The following is a 19263-nucleotide window of genomic DNA, read 5'->3' on the forward strand; positions in this document are numbered from 1 at the left end:
GGATGCAGCCTTTCGTCAGGTGGGGACCGTCAGATGGCCTGGAAGATGAACGGGGCGACCAGACCGATCAGGGCGAGGGCCTCGGTGAGGACGAACCCGAGGAGCATGTTCTGGCGGATCAGGCCGTAGGCCTCGGGCTGACGCGCGATGGCCTGCACGCCCTGACCGAAGATGATGCCGACGCCGATGCCGGGGCCGATGGCGGCGAGACCGTAACCGATGGCGGTGACGTTGCCGGAGACCTCAGCGAGAACGCTCATTACTGTTTTCCTTTACTGGACGGCCGGTGAAGCGGAGTCTCACCGGTCTGGCTTGTGCCGGTCTGTGCTTCTCAGTGATCCGGGTGCAACGAGCCGCCGATGTACATCGCGGCCAGCATCGCGAAGAGGAACGCCTGCAGATACTGGATGAAGATCTCCAGGCCCGTGAGCAGAATGGTCATCACCACACCCACGACGCCGACGGGCGCGCCGAGCGGGGTCAGATTCCCGAACAGGAACCAGAAGCCCACCATGCTGAAGAAGGCCAGCAGCATGTGGCCGGCGAACATGTTCGCGAACAGTCGCACCGCGTGCGTGAAGGGCGCGATGATCATGTTCGAGAGGAACTCGATCGGGGCCAGCAGCAAGTAGATCGGCTTCGGCAGCCCCGGGGGGAACATCATGTTCTTGAAGTAACCGATGCCGCCCTGGTGCTTGATGCCCAGGTAGACCTTGAGGCCGTAGATCAGGAGCGCGAGCACGGCCGGGAAGGCGATGTGCGAGGCGACGGGGAACTGGAGCACCGGGACGACGCCCATGAGGTTCCAGACCAGCACCAGGAAGAACACGCTGACCAGCAGGCCCATCCACCGGTCGGCGTCCTTGCCCAGGAAGGGCCGCGCGACCTGGTCGCGGACGAACATGTAGCCGAGCTCGACGGCGTTCTGGGCGCCCCTCGGCACGAGCTTGGGCTTGGCGAAGGCCGCCCAGCACACCCCGATCACGAGAACGGCGCTGAGAACGGCCAGCAGCACCGGCTTGGTGAACCAGTCGACCCCGGGGATGATGGGGGGCAGGTTGAACAGCTCGTCTGGCGTAGGCGCCCCGAATTGGTCGCCAGGGGGAGCGAGGACCGTCAGCGCATTCACGCGGCGTTCCCTTCAACGTCGTAGTGGATCACAAGAGTTTCCTCAGCGAAGCGGTTGCTGCTCCGGGCTAGCGACCGAACTTCCGGTAGACCAGGTAGCCGCCGAGCACAACCCCCAGGACAACGCCTATGGGGAAGAACGCGGACATGTCCAACCACCGGTCCAGCAACCATCCGAGGCCGCCGTAGATAGCCATCCCGGCGAGTAGATAGCTGGGGACTGACCACATGGCGTCGGCGAAGTCGCGACCGTCTTCTTCGGGTCGGCGTTCCTGTGCGCTCATCGCGGGGCCGACGATAGCAGGCGAACAGAGGACTAGTCATATCGGACCCCGTCCGGGCGAGCGCGTCATGCGTCGCCCTTTCCCGGAACTCCGGCGTCGGGGTCGACGTAAAGCATCTTGGTCTTCACGAAGGCACGGACCTCGAAGCCCGTCCACACGAGGGTGCAGACCACGACAGACCAGGCGAAAGCTTGCGTGTTCCAGGCCGTGGTGTCACGGAAGGCGGACAGCACGGCCATGATGGCCAGGACCTTGACGAGATAGCTGACCATCGCGGCGATCGCCATCATCTGCGGGGAGACCCTGGCGGCGTAGGACACCACCGCGACGCTGATGCTGAAGAAGATCCCGACGAGCAGGGCACCCATGGCCGCGCCGAGCGCACCCTTGCCTCCCGCCGCCAGGAAAGCGACCAGGACGGTGACCACCCCAACCGCAGAGGTCGGAATCGCGGCGCTTTTGAGTACGCGCACGTCATTGGCCTGCATCGGTGCTCCATCAGCCTGTTGTCAAGCGAGCGTTTGCTACCTCCAGAACCAGTGCGTCTGGAGTCCCTGCTCGTGAAAGATATCACAAGCTCACGGAAGACCGCTTTTACCTGCCGTTTCTAGTTCGCGATCAAGAACGCCCCGGATGGGCAGGAATGACCGGATTGCCCTCGGCGGTCGAGCGGTCCTGCGGCGAGACGTCTCCCCGAGGCGGCATCCGCCGTCTGACCTCAGGCTCCGGCGGGATGGGCGGCATCGGGCCCGTGGGCGGCCCGTCGTCGTCGGGGTCGTCGCGCGACGCCGTGTGCGCCCCGCCCCTGCCCCGCCAGCGCGGCAGGGCCATCAGCACCAGCACGGCCAGCGCGAGCACGATGACCACGGGGAACAGCAGGACCGGCACGCCGATCGTGGACATGCCCACGATGCCGAAGGCGAACAGGAACGCCCACGCGTACATGATCAGCACGGACCTGCGGTGGGAGTGGCCGATGTCCATCAGCCGGTGGTGCAGGTGGCCGCGGTCGGGCGCGAACGGCGACAGGCCGCGCGAGGTGCGCCGCACCACCGCGGTGACCAGGTCGACCAGCGGCAACACCAGCACCCCCGCCGGGACGAGCAGCGGCAGCAGCACGCCGAACCGGTTTATGCCCTCGATGATCGCCGGGTCGAGCGGCGTCACGGTGACGATCGACGAGGCGAGCACGAGCCCGATGAGCATGGCCCCCGTGTCGCCCATGAAGATCTTCGCCGGATGGAAGTTGTGCGGCAGGAAGCCCAGGCACGCGCCGATGAGCACGGCGGCGATGGCGGCCGTCGTCGTGATGCGGCCCCCGCTGATCTCCTCGGCCAGGAAGATCGAATAGGCCCAGGTGGCCATGCCCGCGATGCACACGACCCCCGCCGCCAGGCCGTCGAGCCCGTCGACGAAGTTGACCGCGTTGATGGTCACGACCACAACCATGATCGTGATGACCGTGCTGAGCGTGTAGTCGAGGCTGGTGGAGCCGCCCCAGGCCTCCGGCAGCGGGATGTAGAGGAGCCGCAGGTCGAAGAAGACCAGCACGCCGGCCGCCGCGATCTGCCCGGCGAGCTTGACGAAGGCGTCCATGCCCCACCAGTCGTCGAGGAACCCGGTGACCGTGATGAGCCCGCCGGCGACGATCAGCGCGATGACGGCGTCGCCGTCGGACTCCGCCAGGGCCGCGCCCGTGTGGGTGAGCCTGCTGGCCACCAGCAGTCCGACGACCAGGCCGCCGTACATCGCCAGGCCGCCCAGCCTGGGCGTCGGCGTGGTGTGCACGTCGCGCTCGCGAACCTCGGGCATGGCGCCGATGCTGATGGCGAAGCGGCGCACCAGAGGCACCAGCAGGTAGGTCACCGCTGCCGAGATGAGCGCCATGAAGAGGTATTCGCGCACGAACCTAGTTTCCCGGATGCTCCGGCCCGCTGTGACCGGAAACCGACACAGACCGGCTCAAAATTCGCTGAGATATGGCTGATGGATGGCGAGAAGGGCCGTCACCCTTGCCCTGACCTCCTCCGCGCCGCCCGGATCGCGCACGGCCCTGGCGACCAGGGACCCGAGCTCCTTCAGATCCTCGGGCCCCATGCCCTGCGTCGTCACGCACGGCGTACCGACCCGGATCCCCGAGGTCACGGCCGCCGGCTCGGGATCGTACGGGATCACGTTGCGGTTGAGCGTGATGCCCGCGGCCGCGCACCTCCGCTCCGCCTCGACACCCGGCACCCCCACCCCGCGCAGGTCGATCAGCGCCAGGTGCGTGTCGGTGCCCCCGCTGACGGCCCGCATGCCCTCCGCGTCCAGCGCCTCCGCCAGCGCCTGCGCGTTCGCGATCACCTTCCTGGTGTAGCCCGCGAACTCCGGCCGCATCGCCTCCCCGAACGCCACCGCCTTCGCCGCCACCACGTGCATGAGCGGCCCGCCCTGGACGAACGGGAACACCGCCCGGTCGATCCTGGCGGCCAGCTCCCGCGTGCACAGGATGGCGCCGCCGCGCGGCCCGCGCAGCGCCTTGTGCGTGGTGAAGGTCACGACGTCCGCGTACGGCACCGCCGACGGGATCGCACCGCCCGCCATCAGCCCGATCGGGTGCGCCACGTCCGCCAGCAACCACGCCCCCACATCGTCCGCGATGCCGCGGAAAGCCGCGAAGTCGATCAGCCTCGGGTACGCCGTGGCGCCGCACACGATGAGCTTCGGCTGGTGCCGCAGCGCCAGATCCCGCACCTCGTCGTAGTCGATGAGTTCACTGTCACGACGCACCCCGTACGGCACGACGTCGAACCATCTTCCCGAGAAGTTCACCTTGGAGCCATGCGTGAGATGGCCGCCGTGCGGCAGGGCCATGGCCAGCATGGTGTCGCCCGGCTGGAGGAGCGCCGCGTAGGCGGCCAGATTCGCCGAGGCGCCCGAGTGGGGCTGGACATTGGCGTGCTCCGCCCCGAACAACCGGCACGCCCGCTCGATCGCCAGCCGCTCGGCCCGGTCGACGACCTCGCAACCGCCGTAGTAACGCCTGCCCGGGTAGCCCTCGGCGTACTTGTTCGTCAGCGTGGAGCCCAGCGCGGCCAGGACGGCGGGCGAGGTGAAGTTCTCGCTCGCGATCAGCTGGATCCCGCCGCGCACGCGTTCGAGCTCGTCGAGCAGGACCTGCGCGAGCTCGGGATCCTGCCGGCGCAGCAGCCCGAAGTCGGGACCGTAGTAGGGTTCCGCACCCATTTCCCCACTGTACGACCTGGTGTCCGGTTCTCCCATAGAGAGGTGATGCCCGGAATCCGTTCACCACGTTTCAGGGCTACTCAGTGATGCGCCCGGTCCGGTCGGAAGCCTCGTCCGGTCCGGGCAGAGGTCCCCGTCCGGCCAGGGCGAAAGCCCCCGTCCGGTCCGGGCGGCCCGTCCGGTCCGGGCGTAAGCCCCCCATCCGGTCCGGGCTGCGGGCGCCCGGTTCGGGGCAGGTAGGCCTGCACGAACCGCGCCCTTCCTCGCGTTGGCCGCATGTCGTGACAGACGGGCGGCTGACTGCGAGTGCACCCCGTCACTGGAACGCGTGCGGCGCGTTGGCCGTCGTCTGGATCCACCTCGGCGTGTCGGCGGCCTCGTCGCTGATCGCGGTCAGCACGGCATGCCGGTAGACCGACAGCCTGGTACGCCACTCGCGGATGTCCTTGACGTAGCGCTCGCCCACCGGGGCGTCCCACGTCTGCGGGCTCTTGGCCAGGGCGTACGCCTTGTCCAGGACCGTTCTGAGCGCCTCCAGCTGGGGCAGGACGGTGTTCCATGCGACGACCAGGCGCTGGTAGTCGGGATTGAACTCCCAGGCCCGCTGCGGGTTGTCCAAGGGGCCCGTGGAGCTGATGGGCGGGGTCTCGTCGCGCTGCCTGGCCTTGGGGGCGGGCGGGTCCACGTACATCACGCGCTCCTCTCCGGCGTACCGGGATCGACCGACCCGCTCGGGCCGTCCGGCCTGATGTCCTCGGGCGCCCATCGGCCCTCGCCGTACTCGCCCGGCGGAACCTCGACGGAGGGCATGTCGACGGGCTGGATGTCCCTGTGGTGCTCGATGACCGTCCTGAGGGCGTCCAGGTCGGGCGGGGTGACATTGACGGAGACCACATCGCCGCCGTCGCCCGCCCCCGCGCTGCCGTCAACCTCGTCCCGCTGCCCGGGCGCGAATCCGTCGGCCGGATCGGTCCGGGATGCCTCACTGCCATAGGCAGGCTCCGCCCGGGAAGGCTCGGTGCCGTATGCAGGATCGGGTCGGGAAGGCTCGGTGCCGTAGGCAGGCTCGGTGCCGTAGGCGATCTGCACCGTGTACGCCGGGCCCGTACCACCCGCTTGACGTGGTTCCGCGCCGTACACGGTCGCCGTCCCGTCACCCCGTCCCGTTGCGCGGCCGGAGTCGGAGTCGGCGACGGCCGTCGTGGCCGGGGTGCCGGTGGAGTTGCCATCGGGCAGGTCGACCGAGGGATTCGTCGGCGGGATCCTGACGGGTTCGCCCTGCTCACCCCTCCTGCCAGTTCCTTGGCCTCCCGTCTCCTGGTCACCTGTTCCTCGGTCACCGGCCTCACGGTCGCCGACCCTACGGTCACTGGCCTCACGGTCGCCGGCCTCACGATCACCAGTTCCCCGATCACCGGCCTCACGATCACCAGTTCCTCGATCACCGGCCTCACGATCACCGGCGCCTCGGTCACCCTGGTTTCCGGTTGCACGATCATCCGTGTCCTGACCGTCACGCGTACCTTGGCCTGGTTCGTCCCCCGCCGGTCTGCTGGGCGTCGCCCCACCGTCGCCAGGGGTTGTGTCGCCTGGTGTCCTGCCCGTGCCGCCCGGCTGCTCGTCGGTGCCGGGGGTGCAGGTGCCGTCCTTGCCCCCTATGGAGTCGCTCGACGGCGGGGTGGCATCGCCGGCGGCCGGCGGGATCGTCCCCGCATCCCTGGTCACCGGCTGAGCGGCCCCCGCGTCCCCGACTGCCGGCGGGATCGTCCCCGCGGCCTCGGTCGCCGGGGGAGTCGTCGCTTCGCCGGTGCTCGGACGGCTGGGGTCGATGGAGCCCGCGGGGCCGTCAGGGCGGATGTCGCGTTCAGTCCACTCGCCCTTGCCGTATTCGCCCGCCGGAACCTCTACCCCCGGCATGTCCAGCGGCCGGATGTCGCGGTGGTGCTCCACCACGGTCTTCAGGGCGTCCTGGCCGGGTGGGGCCGTGCCGGCGGAGACCACGTCGCTGCCGTCGTTCGCCCAGGCGCTGACGTCGGAGGCGGTGGTGATGTTGTCGGCCGGCAGTTGGGGCATCTCGGCCGGGGCCACCTGGTCGGTGTTCTCCAGCAGGTCTTCGAGTTGCTCGGCGGTGGGCGGGTCGAGCGGCACCTGCAACACCTTGACCCCGTCCACCACCACGACCTGCGGTTGGTTCACGTCCCGCCCGTCCTGGGCCGGGGTGTCGGACGGGTCGTCCCTCGTGCCGGTATCGGCCTCGGCACCGCGGTCGCGCCTGCTGTCCAGGTCGTCGTCCTTGGGCATGCCGACAGGCTGATCATCGGTCCGGGCATCCTGATCGGTCCCGGTGTCCTGACCTGTACCGGTGTCCTGACCTGTACCGGTGTCCTGGCCCGTACCGGTGTCCTGGCCCGTACCGGTGTCCTGGCCCGTGCCGGTGTCCTGGCCCGTGCCGGTGTCCTGGCCCGTGCCGGTGTCCTGGCCCGTGCCGGTGCCGGTGCCCCTGTCGTCGTCGCAGGCGTTCCCGCCGGGATCGGTACCGGACCGGTCATCCGCCCTGGGCTGGTCACCCGTCCGGGAGTCGTCACCGGTCCTCGGCTGGTCACCCGTCCGGGGGTCATCACCGGTTCTCGCGCTGTCGCCTGTCCTGGGCTGGTCGCCGGCGCGGGGCTCCTCGCAGGTCCTCCCGTCATCGCCCTGGGGAACGTCGTCGCTCTTCGGGGCTTCCTCGCCCTTCGGAACGTCGGTGTCACCCTTGCCGGCGCCCGTGTCATGGTCGGTCTTCGGGGCATCACCCGTCTTCGGCTCGTCGCCCGTCTTGGGAGGGGCGTCGCCCCTCTTCGGCGGATCGTCCGCGGACTTCGGAGGAGCATCACCGGTCTTCGGCGGGTCATCCGAAGACTTCGGAGGAGTGTCACCGGTCTTCGGGGGAGCGTCACCGGTTTTCGGTGGATCGTCGGCCGTCTTCGGGGGGACCTCGTCGGTCTTGTCGCCGGCGCGCGGATTCTCGTACCGCTCCCGATCCCCGCGAACCCCCTTGGGATCGTCGGAGGCGCCCGCCCCCATCCCGGGCGGATCGGCCCGCTTCTCCAGCACCCCGAGCCGGACGTTGACGTCTTTGATCATGGTGTCGACCGCGTCGGCGATCTGGGCGGGACGGTGGGTGGTCTGGGTGGGGAGCCCGGCTCGGTTCATGGTGAGCCGGACCTGGTCCTCGACCTTGCGCATCTCCGCGGCCGCGTGTTTCGCCTCGGCCAGCAGGTCGCGCACCAGCTTGGGATCCATGCCGTCGAACTTGCCCATGGCCACTCCCGACGTCCGATGAGAAACCCGCCACGTGGACTGCCGCCACGGCGGTGGCCAGGAACGACAGCGGGGCGGCAGTCTGGTGAGCAGGTTTCTCGATGGCAGCCGCTCCGCGCCTCACCGTAATTTGGCGCGAGCGCGACCGCAGCCGGAATAAGCAGCCGGTATACGTCAGTCGTCGGTGGCGACGTAGCCGATGATGCCGCGCAGCTTCTCCACGGGGATCGCCCCTCGCCGCAACATCCTGGGCACGGCCGTGGTGAGGTCGAGGATGGTGGAGGGCGTGTGGTCGGTGGTCTTGCCGGCGTCGAGATAGACGGCGACCGACTCTCCGAGCTGCTCCTCCGCCTCCTCGGCCGTGGTGGCGGCGGGCGCGCCGGAGCGGTTGGCGCTGGAGACGGCCATCGGCCCGGTCTCCTTGAGCAGGTCGAGGGCGACCGGGTGGAGTGGCATGCGGACGGCCACCGTGCCCTTGGTGTCGCCCAGGTCCCAGGAAAGGGCCCTGTTGGCCTTGCAGACGAGCGTGAGCGGCCCCGGCCAGAAGGCGTCTATCAGGTCCTGCCCATAGGGCCCCAGGTCGTCTATGAGCGCTGTGGCGGCCCTGACGGTGCCCACGAGCACCGGCGGTGGCATGTCACGGCCCCTCCCCTTGGCGTCGAGCAGCTCGGTGACCGCCGACGGGGTGAATGCGTCGGCGCCGAGGCCGTAGACGGTGTCGGTCGGCAGCACCACGAGCTCACCGCGGCGTACGGCGGCCGCCGCCTCCGTCAGTCCTTCGGTCCGCTGCTCGAGGTCGGAGCAGTCAAAGCGTCTTCCCACGGTTCTGTTGCCTCGCTCCGCTCGGCTACGAGCGGCGCTCTCGAGGCCTCCTCCCCTCAACTCGTTCGGTGGCTTCGCTCTCTCTCGTCGTACGGGAGAAGGCCGGGCCGCTGGCGTGCAACTTAATCCTGGCCCAGGCGGGCCGTGACGAAGCGGTCTCGTCTGGTGAGATCCTGGCGCAGGCGTACGTCACGCCAGCCGTTGTCCTCGGGGAACGTCAGGTAGACGGCCCTGCCCTGTTCGTCGGCGTGCTCGACGGCCACCCAGCCACCGGGGCGCAGCAGGCGGCGGGCCGTACGCTCCACCGCGCGCACCTCGCCGAGACCGTCGTCGCCGGAGCCGAAGAGGGCCCGGGTGGGGTCGTAGTCGCGCACCTCGGGGTCGCGCGGGATCGCGCCGGGCGGGATGTAGGGAGGGTTGGAGATGACCAGGTCGACCTTGCCGTTGAGCTCGGGCAGCGCCTCCGCGAGGTCTTCCGGGTGCAGGTGGGTGCGGCCCTGGCCGTGCTCGGAGATGTTGCGCTTGGCCCACGTGTACGCCCCGGGGTCGACCTCGACGGCGTGGACCTCGGCCAGCGCCACCTCCTGGGCGATGGAGAGCGCGATCGCGCCCGAGCCGGTGCCGAGGTCGACGACCAGGGGGGCGGTGACGTCCATCGCGCGCAGCGTCTCGATGGCCCAGCCGGCCATCACCTCGGTCTCCGGCCGCGGCACGAACACGCCGGGCCCGACCGCCAGCTCGAGGTAGCGGAAGTAGGCGTGGCCGGTGATGTGCTGCAGCGGCTCGCGGGCCTCGCGTCTCGCGACGCCCTCCCAGAACAGCGCGTCGAAGTCGGCGTCCCTGACCGTGTGGAGCTCGCTTCTGCGCACGCCGTGGACGAACGCCGCGATCTCCTCAGCGTCGGTGCGCGGTGAGGGGACACCTGCCTCGGCCAGCCGGGCAGTGGCCAGGGCGATTTCGTCCAGCAGGAATGTCATGAGTGTTGTGCGAGCTTCTCCGCCATTTCGGCGTCGATGAGGGCCTGGGTGACGGCGGTGAGCTCGCCGTCGAGAACCTGGTCGAGGTTATACGCCTTGAAGCCGACCCGGTGGTCGGAGATGCGGTTTTCCGGAAAGTTGTAGGTGCGTACGCGCTCGGAGCGGTCGACGGTGCGGACCTGCGACTTGCGCTCGGCCTGAGCGGCGGCGTCGGCCTCCTCCTGCGCGATGGCCAGCAGCCGCGCGCGCAGGATGCGCAGAGCCGACTCCTTGTTCTGGAGCTGGCTCTTCTCGTTCTGGCACGAGACGACGACGCCGGTGGGCAGGTGGGTGATGCGGACCGCGGAGTCGGTGGTGTTGACGCTCTGGCCGCCAGGGCCGCTGGAGCGATAGACGTCGACGCGCAGGTCGTTGGGGTCGATCTGGACGTCGACCTCCTCCGCCTCGGGGTAGACGAGCACGCCCGCGGCGCTGGTGTGGATGCGGCCCTGGGACTCGGTGACGGGCACCCGCTGCACGCGGTGCACGCCGCCCTCGTATTTGAGCCTGGACCACACGCCCTCGTCGCCCTTGGCCCTGATGCCGACCGTGACGTCTTTGTAGCCCCCCAGGTCGGAGGGCTGGCTGTCGATGATCTCGGTCTTCCAGCCGAGCCGCTCGGCGTAGCGCAGATACATGCGCAGCAGGTCGCCCGCGAACAGCGCGGACTCCTCGCCGCCCTCGCCCGCCTTGATCTCCATGATGATGTCCTTGTCATCGTTGGGATCGCGCGGGATGAGCAGGTGCCTGAGCCGCTCCTCCAGCTGGGGGACGCGCCCTTCGAGCTCGGCCGCCTCGGAGGCGAACGCTTCGTCCTCGCCGGCCAGCTCTTTGGCGGCCGTCAGGTCCTCGCGGACCGACTCGAGCTCGCGATAGGTGCCGACGATCGGCGTGAGCTGGGCGTAGCGCCTGCCGAGGGTGCGGGCCCTGTGCTGGTCGGCGTGCACGGCGGGATCTCCGAGCTGCAGCTCCAGCTCGGAATACTCCTTGAGCAACTCGTCGAGATTCACCGTGCGTCCTTCGTCGTGGGGTGGGGCGTCGCAACCGACAACGCCGACCCGGCGCACCGGGGTGCGTCCGGGCCGGCGTCGGTGGAGCTATTTGCCCGCGGGCTTCTTGCCGAAGCGCTTCTCGAAGCGAGCCACTCGGCCGCCGGTGTCGAGGATCTTCTGCTTGCCCGTGTAGAACGGGTGGCAGGCCGAGCACACGTCGGCGTGGATCACGCCGTTCTTCGCGGTGCTCCGCGTGGTGAACGTGTTACCGCAGGAACAGGTCACCTGCGTCACGTGGTATTCGGGGTGGATGTCGCGCTTCATCGCTGTCCTTTCGGGCTGCGGCCGCCGGGTCGCCCTGATCGCATGGCGTGAACCGGAACCGCAAAATGGTCAGCTACCAGTGTGCCAGATCGTGCAACCATCCCAGGCCATCGGGCATTCCCGATCAGGCTCGGCGGGCGCGGCAGGTGACCGTCAGCCGGGGCCCTCGCGCTCATGCCCTCGGAACGCCGTCGTACGGCCCTCTCGCAAGGCCATCGTAGGCTCCGCGGAACGCCAAGAGAGGCGGCGGGATACCCCGGCCGCCTCTCGTGACGCACCGCTGCCAGGAGGCCGTCAGTCGCGGTCGTTGCTCACCGTGGTCTTCTGGACCTGCAGGAGGAACTCCGCGTTGGACTTGGTCTCCTTCATCTTCTCCAGGAGCAGCTCGAGCGCCTGCTGCATGTCGAGCGCGTGGAGCACCCGGCGCAGCTTCCAGACGATCTGGAGCTCGTCCTTGCCCATGAGGATCTCTTCCTTACGGGTGCCGGACGCGTCGACGTCGACCGCGGGGAAGATGCGCTTGTCGGCCAGCGAGCGGTTGAGCTTGAGCTCGGCGTTGCCGGTGCCCTTGAACTCCTCGAAGATGACCTCGTCCATCTTGGACCCGGTCTCGACCAGGGCCGTGGCGAGGATCGTCAGCGAGCCGCCGTTCTCGATGTTGCGGGCGGCGCCGAAGAAGCGCTTGGGCGGGTAGAGGGCGGTGGAGTCGACACCGCCCGACAGGATGCGACCGGAGGCCGGGGCCGCCAGGTTGTAGGCGCGGCCGAGGCGGGTGATCGAGTCGAGCAGGACGACCACGTCGTGGCCCAGCTCCACCAGGCGCTTGGCCCGCTCGATGGCGAGCTCGGCGACCGTGGTGTGGTCTTCCGCGGGACGGTCGAAGGTGGAGTGGATGACCTCGCCCTTGACCGACCGCTGCATGTCGGTGACCTCTTCTGGCCGCTCGTCCACGAGCACCACCATCAGGTGGCACTCGGGATTGTTGCGGGTGATCGCGTTGGCGATCGCCTGCAGCACCATCGTCTTACCGGCCTTGGGCGGCGAGACGATGAGACCGCGCTGGCCCTTGCCGATCGGCGACACGAGGTCGATGATCCGCGTGGTCAGAATGTTCGGTTCGGTCTCGAGGCGCAGGCGCTCCTGCGGGTAGAGCGGCGTCAGCTTGTTGAAGTCGGGCCGGTTGCGGGCCTGCTCGGGGTCCATGCCGTTGACGGTGTCGAGGCGGACCAGAGCGTTGAACTTCTCGCGCCGCTCGCCCTCGCGGGGCTGGCGCACGGCGCCGGTGATGACGTCGCCCTTGCGCAGGCCGTTGCGGCGGATCTGGGCGAGCGAGACGTAGACGTCGTTGCTGCCGGGCAGGTAGCCGCTGGTCCTGACGAACGCGTAGTTGTCGAGGATGTCGAGAATGCCGGCGATCGGGATGAGCACGTCGTCGTCGCCGATGACCGGCTCGCCGCTGTCGAAGCGGTCGCGGCCACGACCGCGGTTGCGCTCCCTGAAGCGGCCCCTGCGCCCGCGCCCGCCACGCTCGTCGTCATCGCCGCCGCGCTGGTCGTTGCGCTGGTCGCTGCGCTGATCGCTGCGGTTGCCCGAGTCGGTGCCGCGCTGGTCGCCACGGCCGCCGTCGCGTCCGTCACGGCCGTCGCGACCGTCACGGCCGTCACGACCGCCGTCACGGCTGCTCTCCGACCGGTCGCCGCCGGAGCGGTCTCCCCGGTCGCCGCGGTCTCCCCTGTCGCGCCGCTCGCCGCGGCTGCGGCGCTCGCGGCGGCTCTCGCCGCGCTCGGAACGCTCGGGGCGGGTGTCGTTCTGGCCGGTCTCCACGGGCTGCGCCTGCTGCTGCTCGGCGACCGGCTCGGCCGGGGCGGCGACAGGCTCGGGCGCGGCGGAGGTCACGGGGCTCGCGGAGCTCGCGGCCACGGGCTCCGCGGCGGCGGGCTGCTGGGCGGCCTGCGGCGCGGGCTCCTCCGCGGTCTTGCGCGACCGCTCTCTGCGCGTCCGCGTGGGCCGCTCCGCGGCGGGCGTCGCCTCCGCCGGGGCCGAAGCGGAAGCCTCGGACGCGGCTGCGGGAGCCGATGCGCCTTCTCCGGAACCGCCACCCTGCTTCTCCTGGATGGCCGCGATGAGCTGGCTCTTCCGCATGCGCCCGGTCCCGCTGATGCCCAGCTCGGCCGCCATCTTCTGCAGCTCGGGCAGCACCTTGGCGGACAGGCCGGTGCCGGAGCGACGCGCACGCGGCTTGGCCGGGGCGCGGGTGGGGGTGTCGCCGGACGCGGGCTCAGCGCCTGATGCGTCGGAGAGGAGTTCGGTGGTGTCGCTCAACTAAAAGGTCCTTCCCAGGGGTCGGGCGCCGGTTTTGTTCTGCCGGGCGTCCCGGAGGTGCTTGCGATCCGGCGGGACAGACCGGGTCGGGGTGCACTCTGCGATCTTCGGCTGTCGCTGGAGACGGCCGCCACTCTTGGGGAGGGGCTCGTCCAGGCCGCCACAGGACCGTGGCGCGTGGCTGACACCCCCCAGATTGCTGTCGCCAACCAGATGTCGAGATGATTCGAACGCGCAGGTCCCCGTCGTCGCCACCTCACGTTGAGCCAACCGGGTGTGGGCCAACCGGAGGCAACGGATTCCGGGGAGACAGCCGCGCTGCTCACGCCTCGCGACGTGAAGCATGATGCAGCGATGTGTGGCTGACAAGCACGCACCCACCAAGGGGGCATCTGGTGCGGCTATCAGCCTAACATCACCAGCGCACACGGCTATTCCCTGAAGGTCTAAAGAGGCATCAGCGTGTCTCGGGGAACTGAACGTTCGCACCAACCGGGTCGACGTCCATTTGCTGGATGTGCCAGTCATTACCCACTTCTGGCGCGATCAAATCCTGCGAATCCGATGTCGAAAACGCAAGAACCGCGGGACCCGCTCCCGAAACGACCGCGGGCACACCCACTGCACGGAGACGTTCTACCAGATGCGCGCTCTCCGGCATGGCAGGCGCGCGGTAAGCCTGGTGGAGCCGATCTTCTGTCGCGGCGAGCAGAACCTCCCGCTCGGGCCGTCGGGTCAGCGCGGCGATCAGCAACGCGGCCCTGCCGGCGTTGAAGGAGGCGTCCTTGTGGGGCACGTCCTTCGGCAGCAGCCCTCGCGCGGCCTCCGTGGACAGCCGGGTCGACGGGACCACGACCACCGGACGGATGCGCTCGTCGGGCGCCAGTTTCACCATACGCGGCGTCCCCGTGTGGTCGCACCAGGCCACGGTCAGCCCGCCGGCCAGGCAGGGGGCGACGTTGTCGGGATGGCCCTCCATCTCGGCGGCCAGCGCGAAGACCTGATCGTCGGAGAAAGTCGTCACGCCGGCCAGCGCCCGCGCGGCGAGGATGCCCGCGCACACGGCCGCCGACGACGATCCGAGCCCGCGGGCGTGCGGAATCCTGTTACGGCACCGCAGGCGGATCCCGGCCGGTTGGGGCACGCCCATGCGGGCGAACGTCGTGCGCATGGCCTTGACGATCAGATGGCCCTCGCCGAGGTCGACCTCGCCCGCGCCCTCGCCCTCGACCGTGACGGCGACCCCCGGCTGCTCGGTGAGCGCGACCTCGACCTCGTCGTACAGGCTCAGTGCCAACCCGAGCGTGTCGTAGCCCGGCCCCAGGTTGGCCGATGTGGCGGGCACGCGGATCTGAACAGTGCTGCTCACGTTTCCCTCATGATTCCTCACTTCCCCCGCGGCCCCCGCGCCCTGGCGTGGCGTCAGGCGAGGTTGAGCGCCGCAGCCGCGGCGTGGACGTCGATGGGGATCACCACGGGCGCCGGCGCGCCCGAGATGGCCCAGTCGGGGTCTTTCAGGCCGTTGCCCGTGACCGTGCAGACGACGCGCTGCCCTGGCTCGACCATGCCCTGCGCGTGAGCCTGCAGCAGGCCCGCCACGCTGGCCGCCGACGCGAGCTCGACGAACACGCCCTCTTCCTGCGCCAGCAGTTTGTACGCCGCCGCGATCTGCCGGTCGGTCACCGCCTGGATGGCCCCGCCTGACTCGTCACGGGCCGAGGTGGCCAGCGACCAGGAGGCCGGGTTGCCGATGCGGATCGCGGTGGCGATCGTGTGCGGGTGGGCCACGGGCGCCCCCGCCACGATGGGCGCCGCCCCGCTGGCCTGGAAGCCGAACATGCGCGGCCGCTTCGTCGCCACCCCGTCGTCGGCGTATTCGCGGTAACCCATCCAGTAGGCCGAGATGTTGCCGGCGTTGCCCACCGGGATGCAGTGGATGTCGGGGGCGTCGCCCAGCGTGTCGACGATCTCGAACGCCGCCGTCTTCTGCCCCTGCAGCCGGAACGGGTTGACCGAGTTGACCAGCGCGATCGGGTAGTTGGACGACAGCTTGCGGGTCATCTCGAGACAGTCGTCGAACGACCCCTCGACCTGCAGCAGCGTGGCGCCGTGCACGAGCGCCTGGGCCAGCTTGCCCATGGCGATCTTCCCCCGTGGCACCAGCACGGCGCAGGTCAGCCCGGCGCGGACGGCGTAGGCCGCCGCCGAGGCCGAGGTGTTGCCGGTGGAGGCGCAGATGACCGCCTTGGCGCCCTCTTCGACCGCCTTGCTGATGGCCATGGTCATGCCGCGGTCCTTGAAGCTGCCGGTCGGGTTGGCGCCCTCGACCTTGAGGTAGACGTCGCACCCCGTCAGGGCGGAGACGCGGTGCGCGGGCACCAGCGGCGTGCCGCCTTCGAGCAGCGTGACGACGGGCGTCTTCGTGGTCACGGGAAGACGCTCACGGTATTCCTCGATGAGGCCACGCCACGACCTGCTCATGATGGACTCCCTACCTGCGGTGTTCGGCACAGAGTGTACGGGGTGCGGACGACCGTCGCGGAGCCGCGTCCACGGGACGGACACGGGACGGACACGGGACGGACGCAGGCCACGTACCCCTGCCCCGAACAGTCGTTGGACAGGGGCACTATTCAGGAAATTCTCAGCATCTCCCGATAAGGTCTCGGCCAGGGGGTCACCACCATGAACGCGCGTCCTGCTCTGAGGCAGAACGACTATTCACCAGTAGCGGTCCCGCGGCTCGGCGCCTGGTCACCCGACCTGTCCGTGAGCGTGGTGATACCGGCTCACGGCGGGCAGGGGCTCGATCTGACGCTGGCCGCGCTGGCCGCGCAGACGTACCCGGACCATCTCATGGAGGTGCTGGTCGTCGACGACGGCAGCGATCCGCCGATCCGGCTGCCCGAGATCAGGCCGGTCAACACCCGCGTCGTCCGCGTGCGTGATGGCTGGGGCATCTCCAACGCCGTCAACACGGGCGTCAAGGCCGCCGACGGCGAGATCATCCAGCGCCTCGACGCCGACATGGTGGCCTGCCGCGAGCACATCGAGGCCATGGCCCGCTGGCACCACGTGACCGACTATCTGGTCAGCATCGGGATGAAGAAGTTCGTCGACACGCCGCCGGTCACGCCACGCCAGGTCTTCACGGCGCGGCACCTGGACGAGGTGTTCGACCTGGCCGAGGCCGTGCCGAGCTCCACCGAGGCGACGATCGCCAAGACCGACGGACTGCGCAAGAGCCGCAACCCCTACCACGTGTGCACGGGGCCGACCTTCGCCCTGCCCAGGGATGTCTTCCACGCCGTGGGCGGTCTCGACCCGAACGTGGTGCGGGGCGAGGACACCGAGTTCTCCTACCGGCTGGCGATGCACGGCGTGGTGTTCGTGCCCGAGATGGAGGCGCAGGCCGTGCACCTGGGGCTGCCCTCGCAACATCGTGACAGGGAGCGGGCCGTGCGGACGGTCGAGCCGTACCTGGCGCACCGGATCCCGCTCCGCAGGGACCTGCGCAAGGACCGCGGGCGGCGGTGGCTGGTGCCGTACGTCGAGATCGTGTTCGACGTGACCGACACGTCCGAATCCGTGGTGCGGCGGGCGGTGGCGGCGGCGCTGGACGGCAAGCTGCAGGACGTCGTGGTGACGCTGGTCGGGCCGTGGTCGCGGCTGGACGACGGGCAGCGCGTGACGCTGTCCGACCCGTGTTTCGAGCTGCGGCTGTTGCGTGATCTGTTCGCGCACGACGAACGCGTCCGCCTCATCGACGAGGCCGCCCCGACGCCCGCGCCGACGCCGTTCCGCTACCGGGGGCCGGTGGACGTGCCGCTGCACCGGGCGACGCTGGAGCGCATGGTCGAGTCGGTGCAGAAGGACCTGGCGGGAATTTTGATCGTGGACCTCCCCGACGGGCGCTCCGCCCGGCTCGAACGCACCTCTGCGCTCGGCCGCGCCGTGCTCCTGTCGCCTTCGACGAACTGGGCGGGCGCCGACCTGGACGAGCTGATCGACACTACCCATGGGGTACGCCACGAGCCCCCGGACCGCTACTGGCCCGCGCCGCCCGCGCCCGCGCCGGAGCCGGTCACCATCCCCGCCCAGGTGACGGCGCCAGCGGAGCCGTCGGAGAAGACCCTGCTGAGACGCCTGAAGTCGGCCCTGCGCCCCGGCTGACGGCGCCGCGGCGTGTCGGCGGTGGGCGCGCGGCGGTCAGCCGCGGAGGCGTTTGCGGAGGGCGCGTCTCATGGTGGTGGACACCATCACGCGCAGGCTCTGCTGAGCGCGGTTGGCGGCGGCGATCTGGCGGCGCAGGGTGCCGACCTCGCGGCGCAGCTCGACGGTGCTCTTGCGCCAGCGCCCCGCCTCCTCTTTCCACTTCGCCACCTGCGCCCGCAGCCGCTCGTTCTCGGCGGCCCGCCTGGCCGCCTCCGTCTGCGCCTCGAGGCGGGCCCTGTACGCCGCCCGCCGCCCGGTCGGCGGCTCGGGCTCGGCGGTGAAACCGTAGGTCTCGCCCTCTACCCAGGCGACTCCCGACACCGTGTCCACCGCGTCGTCGAGGTCCTCGCCCGGGGCCGCCACGATGCGGGCTCTGGCGAAGGCCGGCGCGCGTTCCAGCCGGGCCGCGACGACGCCGTCCGCCGATTCTCGCAGCAGCACGTTCACCAGGCCGAGGCCCTCGTCGCGGGCGAGGTCGAGCAGGCGGGCGAGGGTGTCCTCGCCGGGCGCCCAGCCGGGCGGCAGGCGCAGCAGGAAGGGCACGGCCGGGTCGATCTCCTCCGCGGACGCCAGGCGCACCCGGTGTTCGTGCTCGTAGTGGCCGCGGACCAGCACGAGTTCGAGGTCGGGGTCCTTCAGCGGCGCTCGGCGTTCGCCGCCGAGCCGCTCCCAGGGGCCGAGGAGGAGCACGGAGAGGTCGGGGACGGTGCCGGCGAGCACGGCGTCCACCGCCGGCCGCACGGTGTCGTAACCCACGGTGCCGTCCATCACCACGGTGACGTACGGGATCTTCCACCGCCGCGCCGGATGGCCGCGCAACCAGCGGTAGGCCGGGATGCGGTCGGCCACGAACGCGTGGCTCACCCGGTCGATCGGCTGCTTGTCGCGCATCCGCATGGTGGGCCCGAGGTGGTAGGCGCGAGCCCGCGGCTCGGGGACGAACACGGCTCCGGCCTGGGCGAGGCGGTAGCCCAGCTCGGTGTCCTGGCCGAGGATCAGGTCGTCGTCCATCGGGCCCGCCGCCGCGATCAGGCGGGCGTTGACGGAGGTCGCGCCGCCGACGTGCAGGCTGAACGGGCGCTGCGGGTTGGCGGTGAGCCCGTCGGTGCGCTCGACCAGGTCGACGATCCAGGCGTGCGGCTCGGCCGGCTCGAACGCCGCCTCCAGGTCCTGGGGCAGCTCGGCGGGCGGCTCCGCGCCGGTGAACCTGATGTAGCCGGTCACGACGGCGTAGGGGGCGGCGTGATGCCAGCGCATGTGCGCCTCGATCGCCGCCGGCGTCAGCACCACGTCGGAGTCGAGCCAGAAGATCACGTCACCGGTGGCCTCGGCGAGCCCGGCGTTGCGGGCGGTGGCCCGGCCGGGCTTGTCGCAGACGACCAGCCGGGCGGCCGTGCCCCCGGGCAGGCGCAGCGGGGGCGAGGTGCCGTTGTCGACGACGATGATCTCGGTCAGCTCCGCCGGGTACGTCTGCCGCGCCAGGCCCTGCAGCACCAGGTCGAGCTTGTCCTGGCCGCCGTAGGCGGGGATGACGACGCTGACCGTGAGCTCCGGGGTGACGTGCTCCGGAGGGCCGAGCACCCGGTAGTCGTTGCCCCGCACCCTGACAGGGCCGGGGGCGGCGGGCTGGGT

General features: G+C 70.2%; 17 protein-coding genes. 1 reads left to right on the top strand and 16 read right to left on the bottom strand.

The features are described from left to right. Positions 1–29 precede the first annotated feature (29 nt). From atpE to thrC, 15 genes are all read right to left on the bottom strand, one after another. Positions 30–260, bottom strand: coding sequence for an ATP synthase F0 subunit C (atpE, locus tag E1292_RS13715; protein WP_132595523.1), 231 nt, complete (start codon positions 258–260; stop codon positions 30–32). Between the two features lie 71 nt (positions 261–331). Beyond that, the gene (gene atpB / locus E1292_RS13720) at positions 332–1129 is read right to left on the bottom strand and encodes a F0F1 ATP synthase subunit A (RefSeq protein WP_132595524.1); all 798 of its coding nucleotides are present in this window, start codon (positions 1127–1129) and stop codon (positions 332–334) included. Positions 1130–1196: 67 nt separating this feature from the next. Beyond that, positions 1197–1412, bottom strand: coding sequence for an AtpZ/AtpI family protein (locus E1292_RS13725; protein ID WP_246090098.1), 216 nt, complete (start codon positions 1410–1412; stop codon positions 1197–1199). 65 nt (positions 1413–1477) lie between these two features. Continuing rightward, a complete protein-coding gene (locus E1292_RS13730; RefSeq protein WP_132595525.1) occupies positions 1478–1900 on the bottom strand; it encodes a Cg1360 family ATP-synthase-associated protein in 423 nt (140 codons plus the stop codon). Between the two features lie 130 nt (positions 1901–2030). Beyond that, a complete protein-coding gene (locus E1292_RS13735; RefSeq protein WP_181958229.1) occupies positions 2031–3317 on the bottom strand; it encodes a glycosyltransferase family 4 protein in 1287 nt (428 codons plus the stop codon). A gap of 57 nt (positions 3318–3374) precedes the next feature. Then, positions 3375–4640 carry a serine hydroxymethyltransferase gene (gene glyA / locus E1292_RS13740; protein ID WP_132595526.1) on the bottom strand — a complete coding sequence of 422 codons (1266 nt, stop codon included), beginning with the start codon at positions 4638–4640 and terminating at the stop codon, positions 3375–3377. 316 nt (positions 4641–4956) lie between these two features. Then, the gene (locus E1292_RS13745; protein WP_132595527.1) at positions 4957–5331 is read right to left on the bottom strand and encodes a hypothetical protein; all 375 of its coding nucleotides are present in this window, start codon (positions 5329–5331) and stop codon (positions 4957–4959) included. Next, positions 5331–7940 carry a hypothetical protein gene (locus tag E1292_RS51035; protein ID WP_165974520.1) on the bottom strand — a complete coding sequence of 870 codons (2610 nt, stop codon included), beginning with the start codon at positions 7938–7940 and terminating at the stop codon, positions 5331–5333. Before E1292_RS51035 ends, E1292_RS13745 begins: the two co-directional genes overlap by 1 nt. Positions 7941–8114: 174 nt before the next feature. Further along, positions 8115–8762, bottom strand: coding sequence for an L-threonylcarbamoyladenylate synthase (locus E1292_RS13755; protein ID WP_132595528.1), 648 nt, complete (start codon positions 8760–8762; stop codon positions 8115–8117). A 122-nt stretch (positions 8763–8884) separates the two neighbouring features. Then, positions 8885–9739, bottom strand: a complete 855-nt coding sequence (prmC, locus tag E1292_RS13760) for a peptide chain release factor N(5)-glutamine methyltransferase (RefSeq protein ID WP_132595529.1) — start codon at positions 9737–9739, stop codon at positions 8885–8887. After that, positions 9736–10788 (bottom strand): peptide chain release factor 1, encoded by a 1053-nt coding sequence (gene prfA, locus E1292_RS13765; protein ID WP_132595530.1) that lies wholly within the window; start codon positions 10786–10788, stop codon positions 9736–9738. The genes prmC and prfA overlap by 4 nt, the downstream gene beginning before the upstream one ends. Positions 10789–10875: 87 nt before the next feature. After that, positions 10876–11094, bottom strand: a complete 219-nt coding sequence (rpmE, locus tag E1292_RS13770; RefSeq protein ID WP_132518486.1) for a 50S ribosomal protein L31 — start codon at positions 11092–11094, stop codon at positions 10876–10878. A gap of 294 nt (positions 11095–11388) precedes the next feature. Beyond that, the gene (gene rho / locus E1292_RS13775; RefSeq protein WP_132595531.1) at positions 11389–13416 is read right to left on the bottom strand and encodes a transcription termination factor Rho; all 2028 of its coding nucleotides are present in this window, start codon (positions 13414–13416) and stop codon (positions 11389–11391) included. 457 nt (positions 13417–13873) lie between these two features. Further along, positions 13874–14785 carry a homoserine kinase gene (gene thrB / locus E1292_RS13780; protein ID WP_132595532.1) on the bottom strand — a complete coding sequence of 304 codons (912 nt, stop codon included), beginning with the start codon at positions 14783–14785 and terminating at the stop codon, positions 13874–13876. 53 nt (positions 14786–14838) lie between these two features. After that, positions 14839–15897, bottom strand: a complete 1059-nt coding sequence (gene thrC / locus E1292_RS13785) for a threonine synthase (RefSeq protein WP_132595533.1) — start codon at positions 15895–15897, stop codon at positions 14839–14841. Between the two features lie 204 nt (positions 15898–16101). On the opposite strand from thrC, the gene E1292_RS13790 reads away from it, so the two are divergent. Then, entirely contained in the window at positions 16102–17589 is a 1488-nt protein-coding gene (locus tag E1292_RS13790) for a glycosyltransferase family 2 protein (RefSeq protein WP_132595534.1), read from the top strand. Positions 17590–17625: 36 nt separating this feature from the next. Here the strand turns inward: E1292_RS13790 and E1292_RS13795 are convergent. Beyond that, on the bottom strand, positions 17626–19263 hold a 1638-nt coding region (locus tag E1292_RS13795), incomplete at its 5' end, for a glycosyltransferase (protein WP_439331886.1).

Origin of the sequence: Nonomuraea deserti (assembly GCF_004348685.1) — a bacterium.
Lineage (GTDB): Bacteria > Actinomycetota > Actinomycetes > Streptosporangiales > Streptosporangiaceae > Nonomuraea > Nonomuraea deserti.

Coding starts and splice junctions, on each gene's coding strand:
- thrC (WP_132595533.1), bottom strand. CDS start 15,897: ATGAGCAGGTCGTGGCGTGGCCTCATCGAGGAATACCGTGAGCGTCTT.
- rpmE (WP_132518486.1), bottom strand. CDS start 11,094: ATGAAGCGCGACATCCACCCCGAATACCACGTGACGCAGGTGACCTGT.
- E1292_RS13745 (WP_132595527.1), bottom strand. CDS start 5,331: ATGTACGTGGACCCGCCCGCCCCCAAGGCCAGGCAGCGCGACGAGACC.
- E1292_RS13725 (WP_246090098.1), bottom strand. CDS start 1,412: ATGAGCGCACAGGAACGCCGACCCGAAGAAGACGGTCGCGACTTCGCC.
- atpE (WP_132595523.1), bottom strand. CDS start 260: ATGAGCGTTCTCGCTGAGGTCTCCGGCAACGTCACCGCCATCGGTTAC.
- glyA (WP_132595526.1), bottom strand. CDS start 4,640: ATGGGTGCGGAACCCTACTACGGTCCCGACTTCGGGCTGCTGCGCCGG.
- E1292_RS13790 (WP_132595534.1), top strand. CDS start 16,102: ATGAACGCGCGTCCTGCTCTGAGGCAGAACGACTATTCACCAGTAGCG.
- E1292_RS51035 (WP_165974520.1), bottom strand. CDS start 7,940: ATGGGCAAGTTCGACGGCATGGATCCCAAGCTGGTGCGCGACCTGCTG.
- E1292_RS13730 (WP_132595525.1), bottom strand. CDS start 1,900: ATGCAGGCCAATGACGTGCGCGTACTCAAAAGCGCCGCGATTCCGACC.
- prmC (WP_132595529.1), bottom strand. CDS start 9,739: ATGACATTCCTGCTGGACGAAATCGCCCTGGCCACTGCCCGGCTGGCC.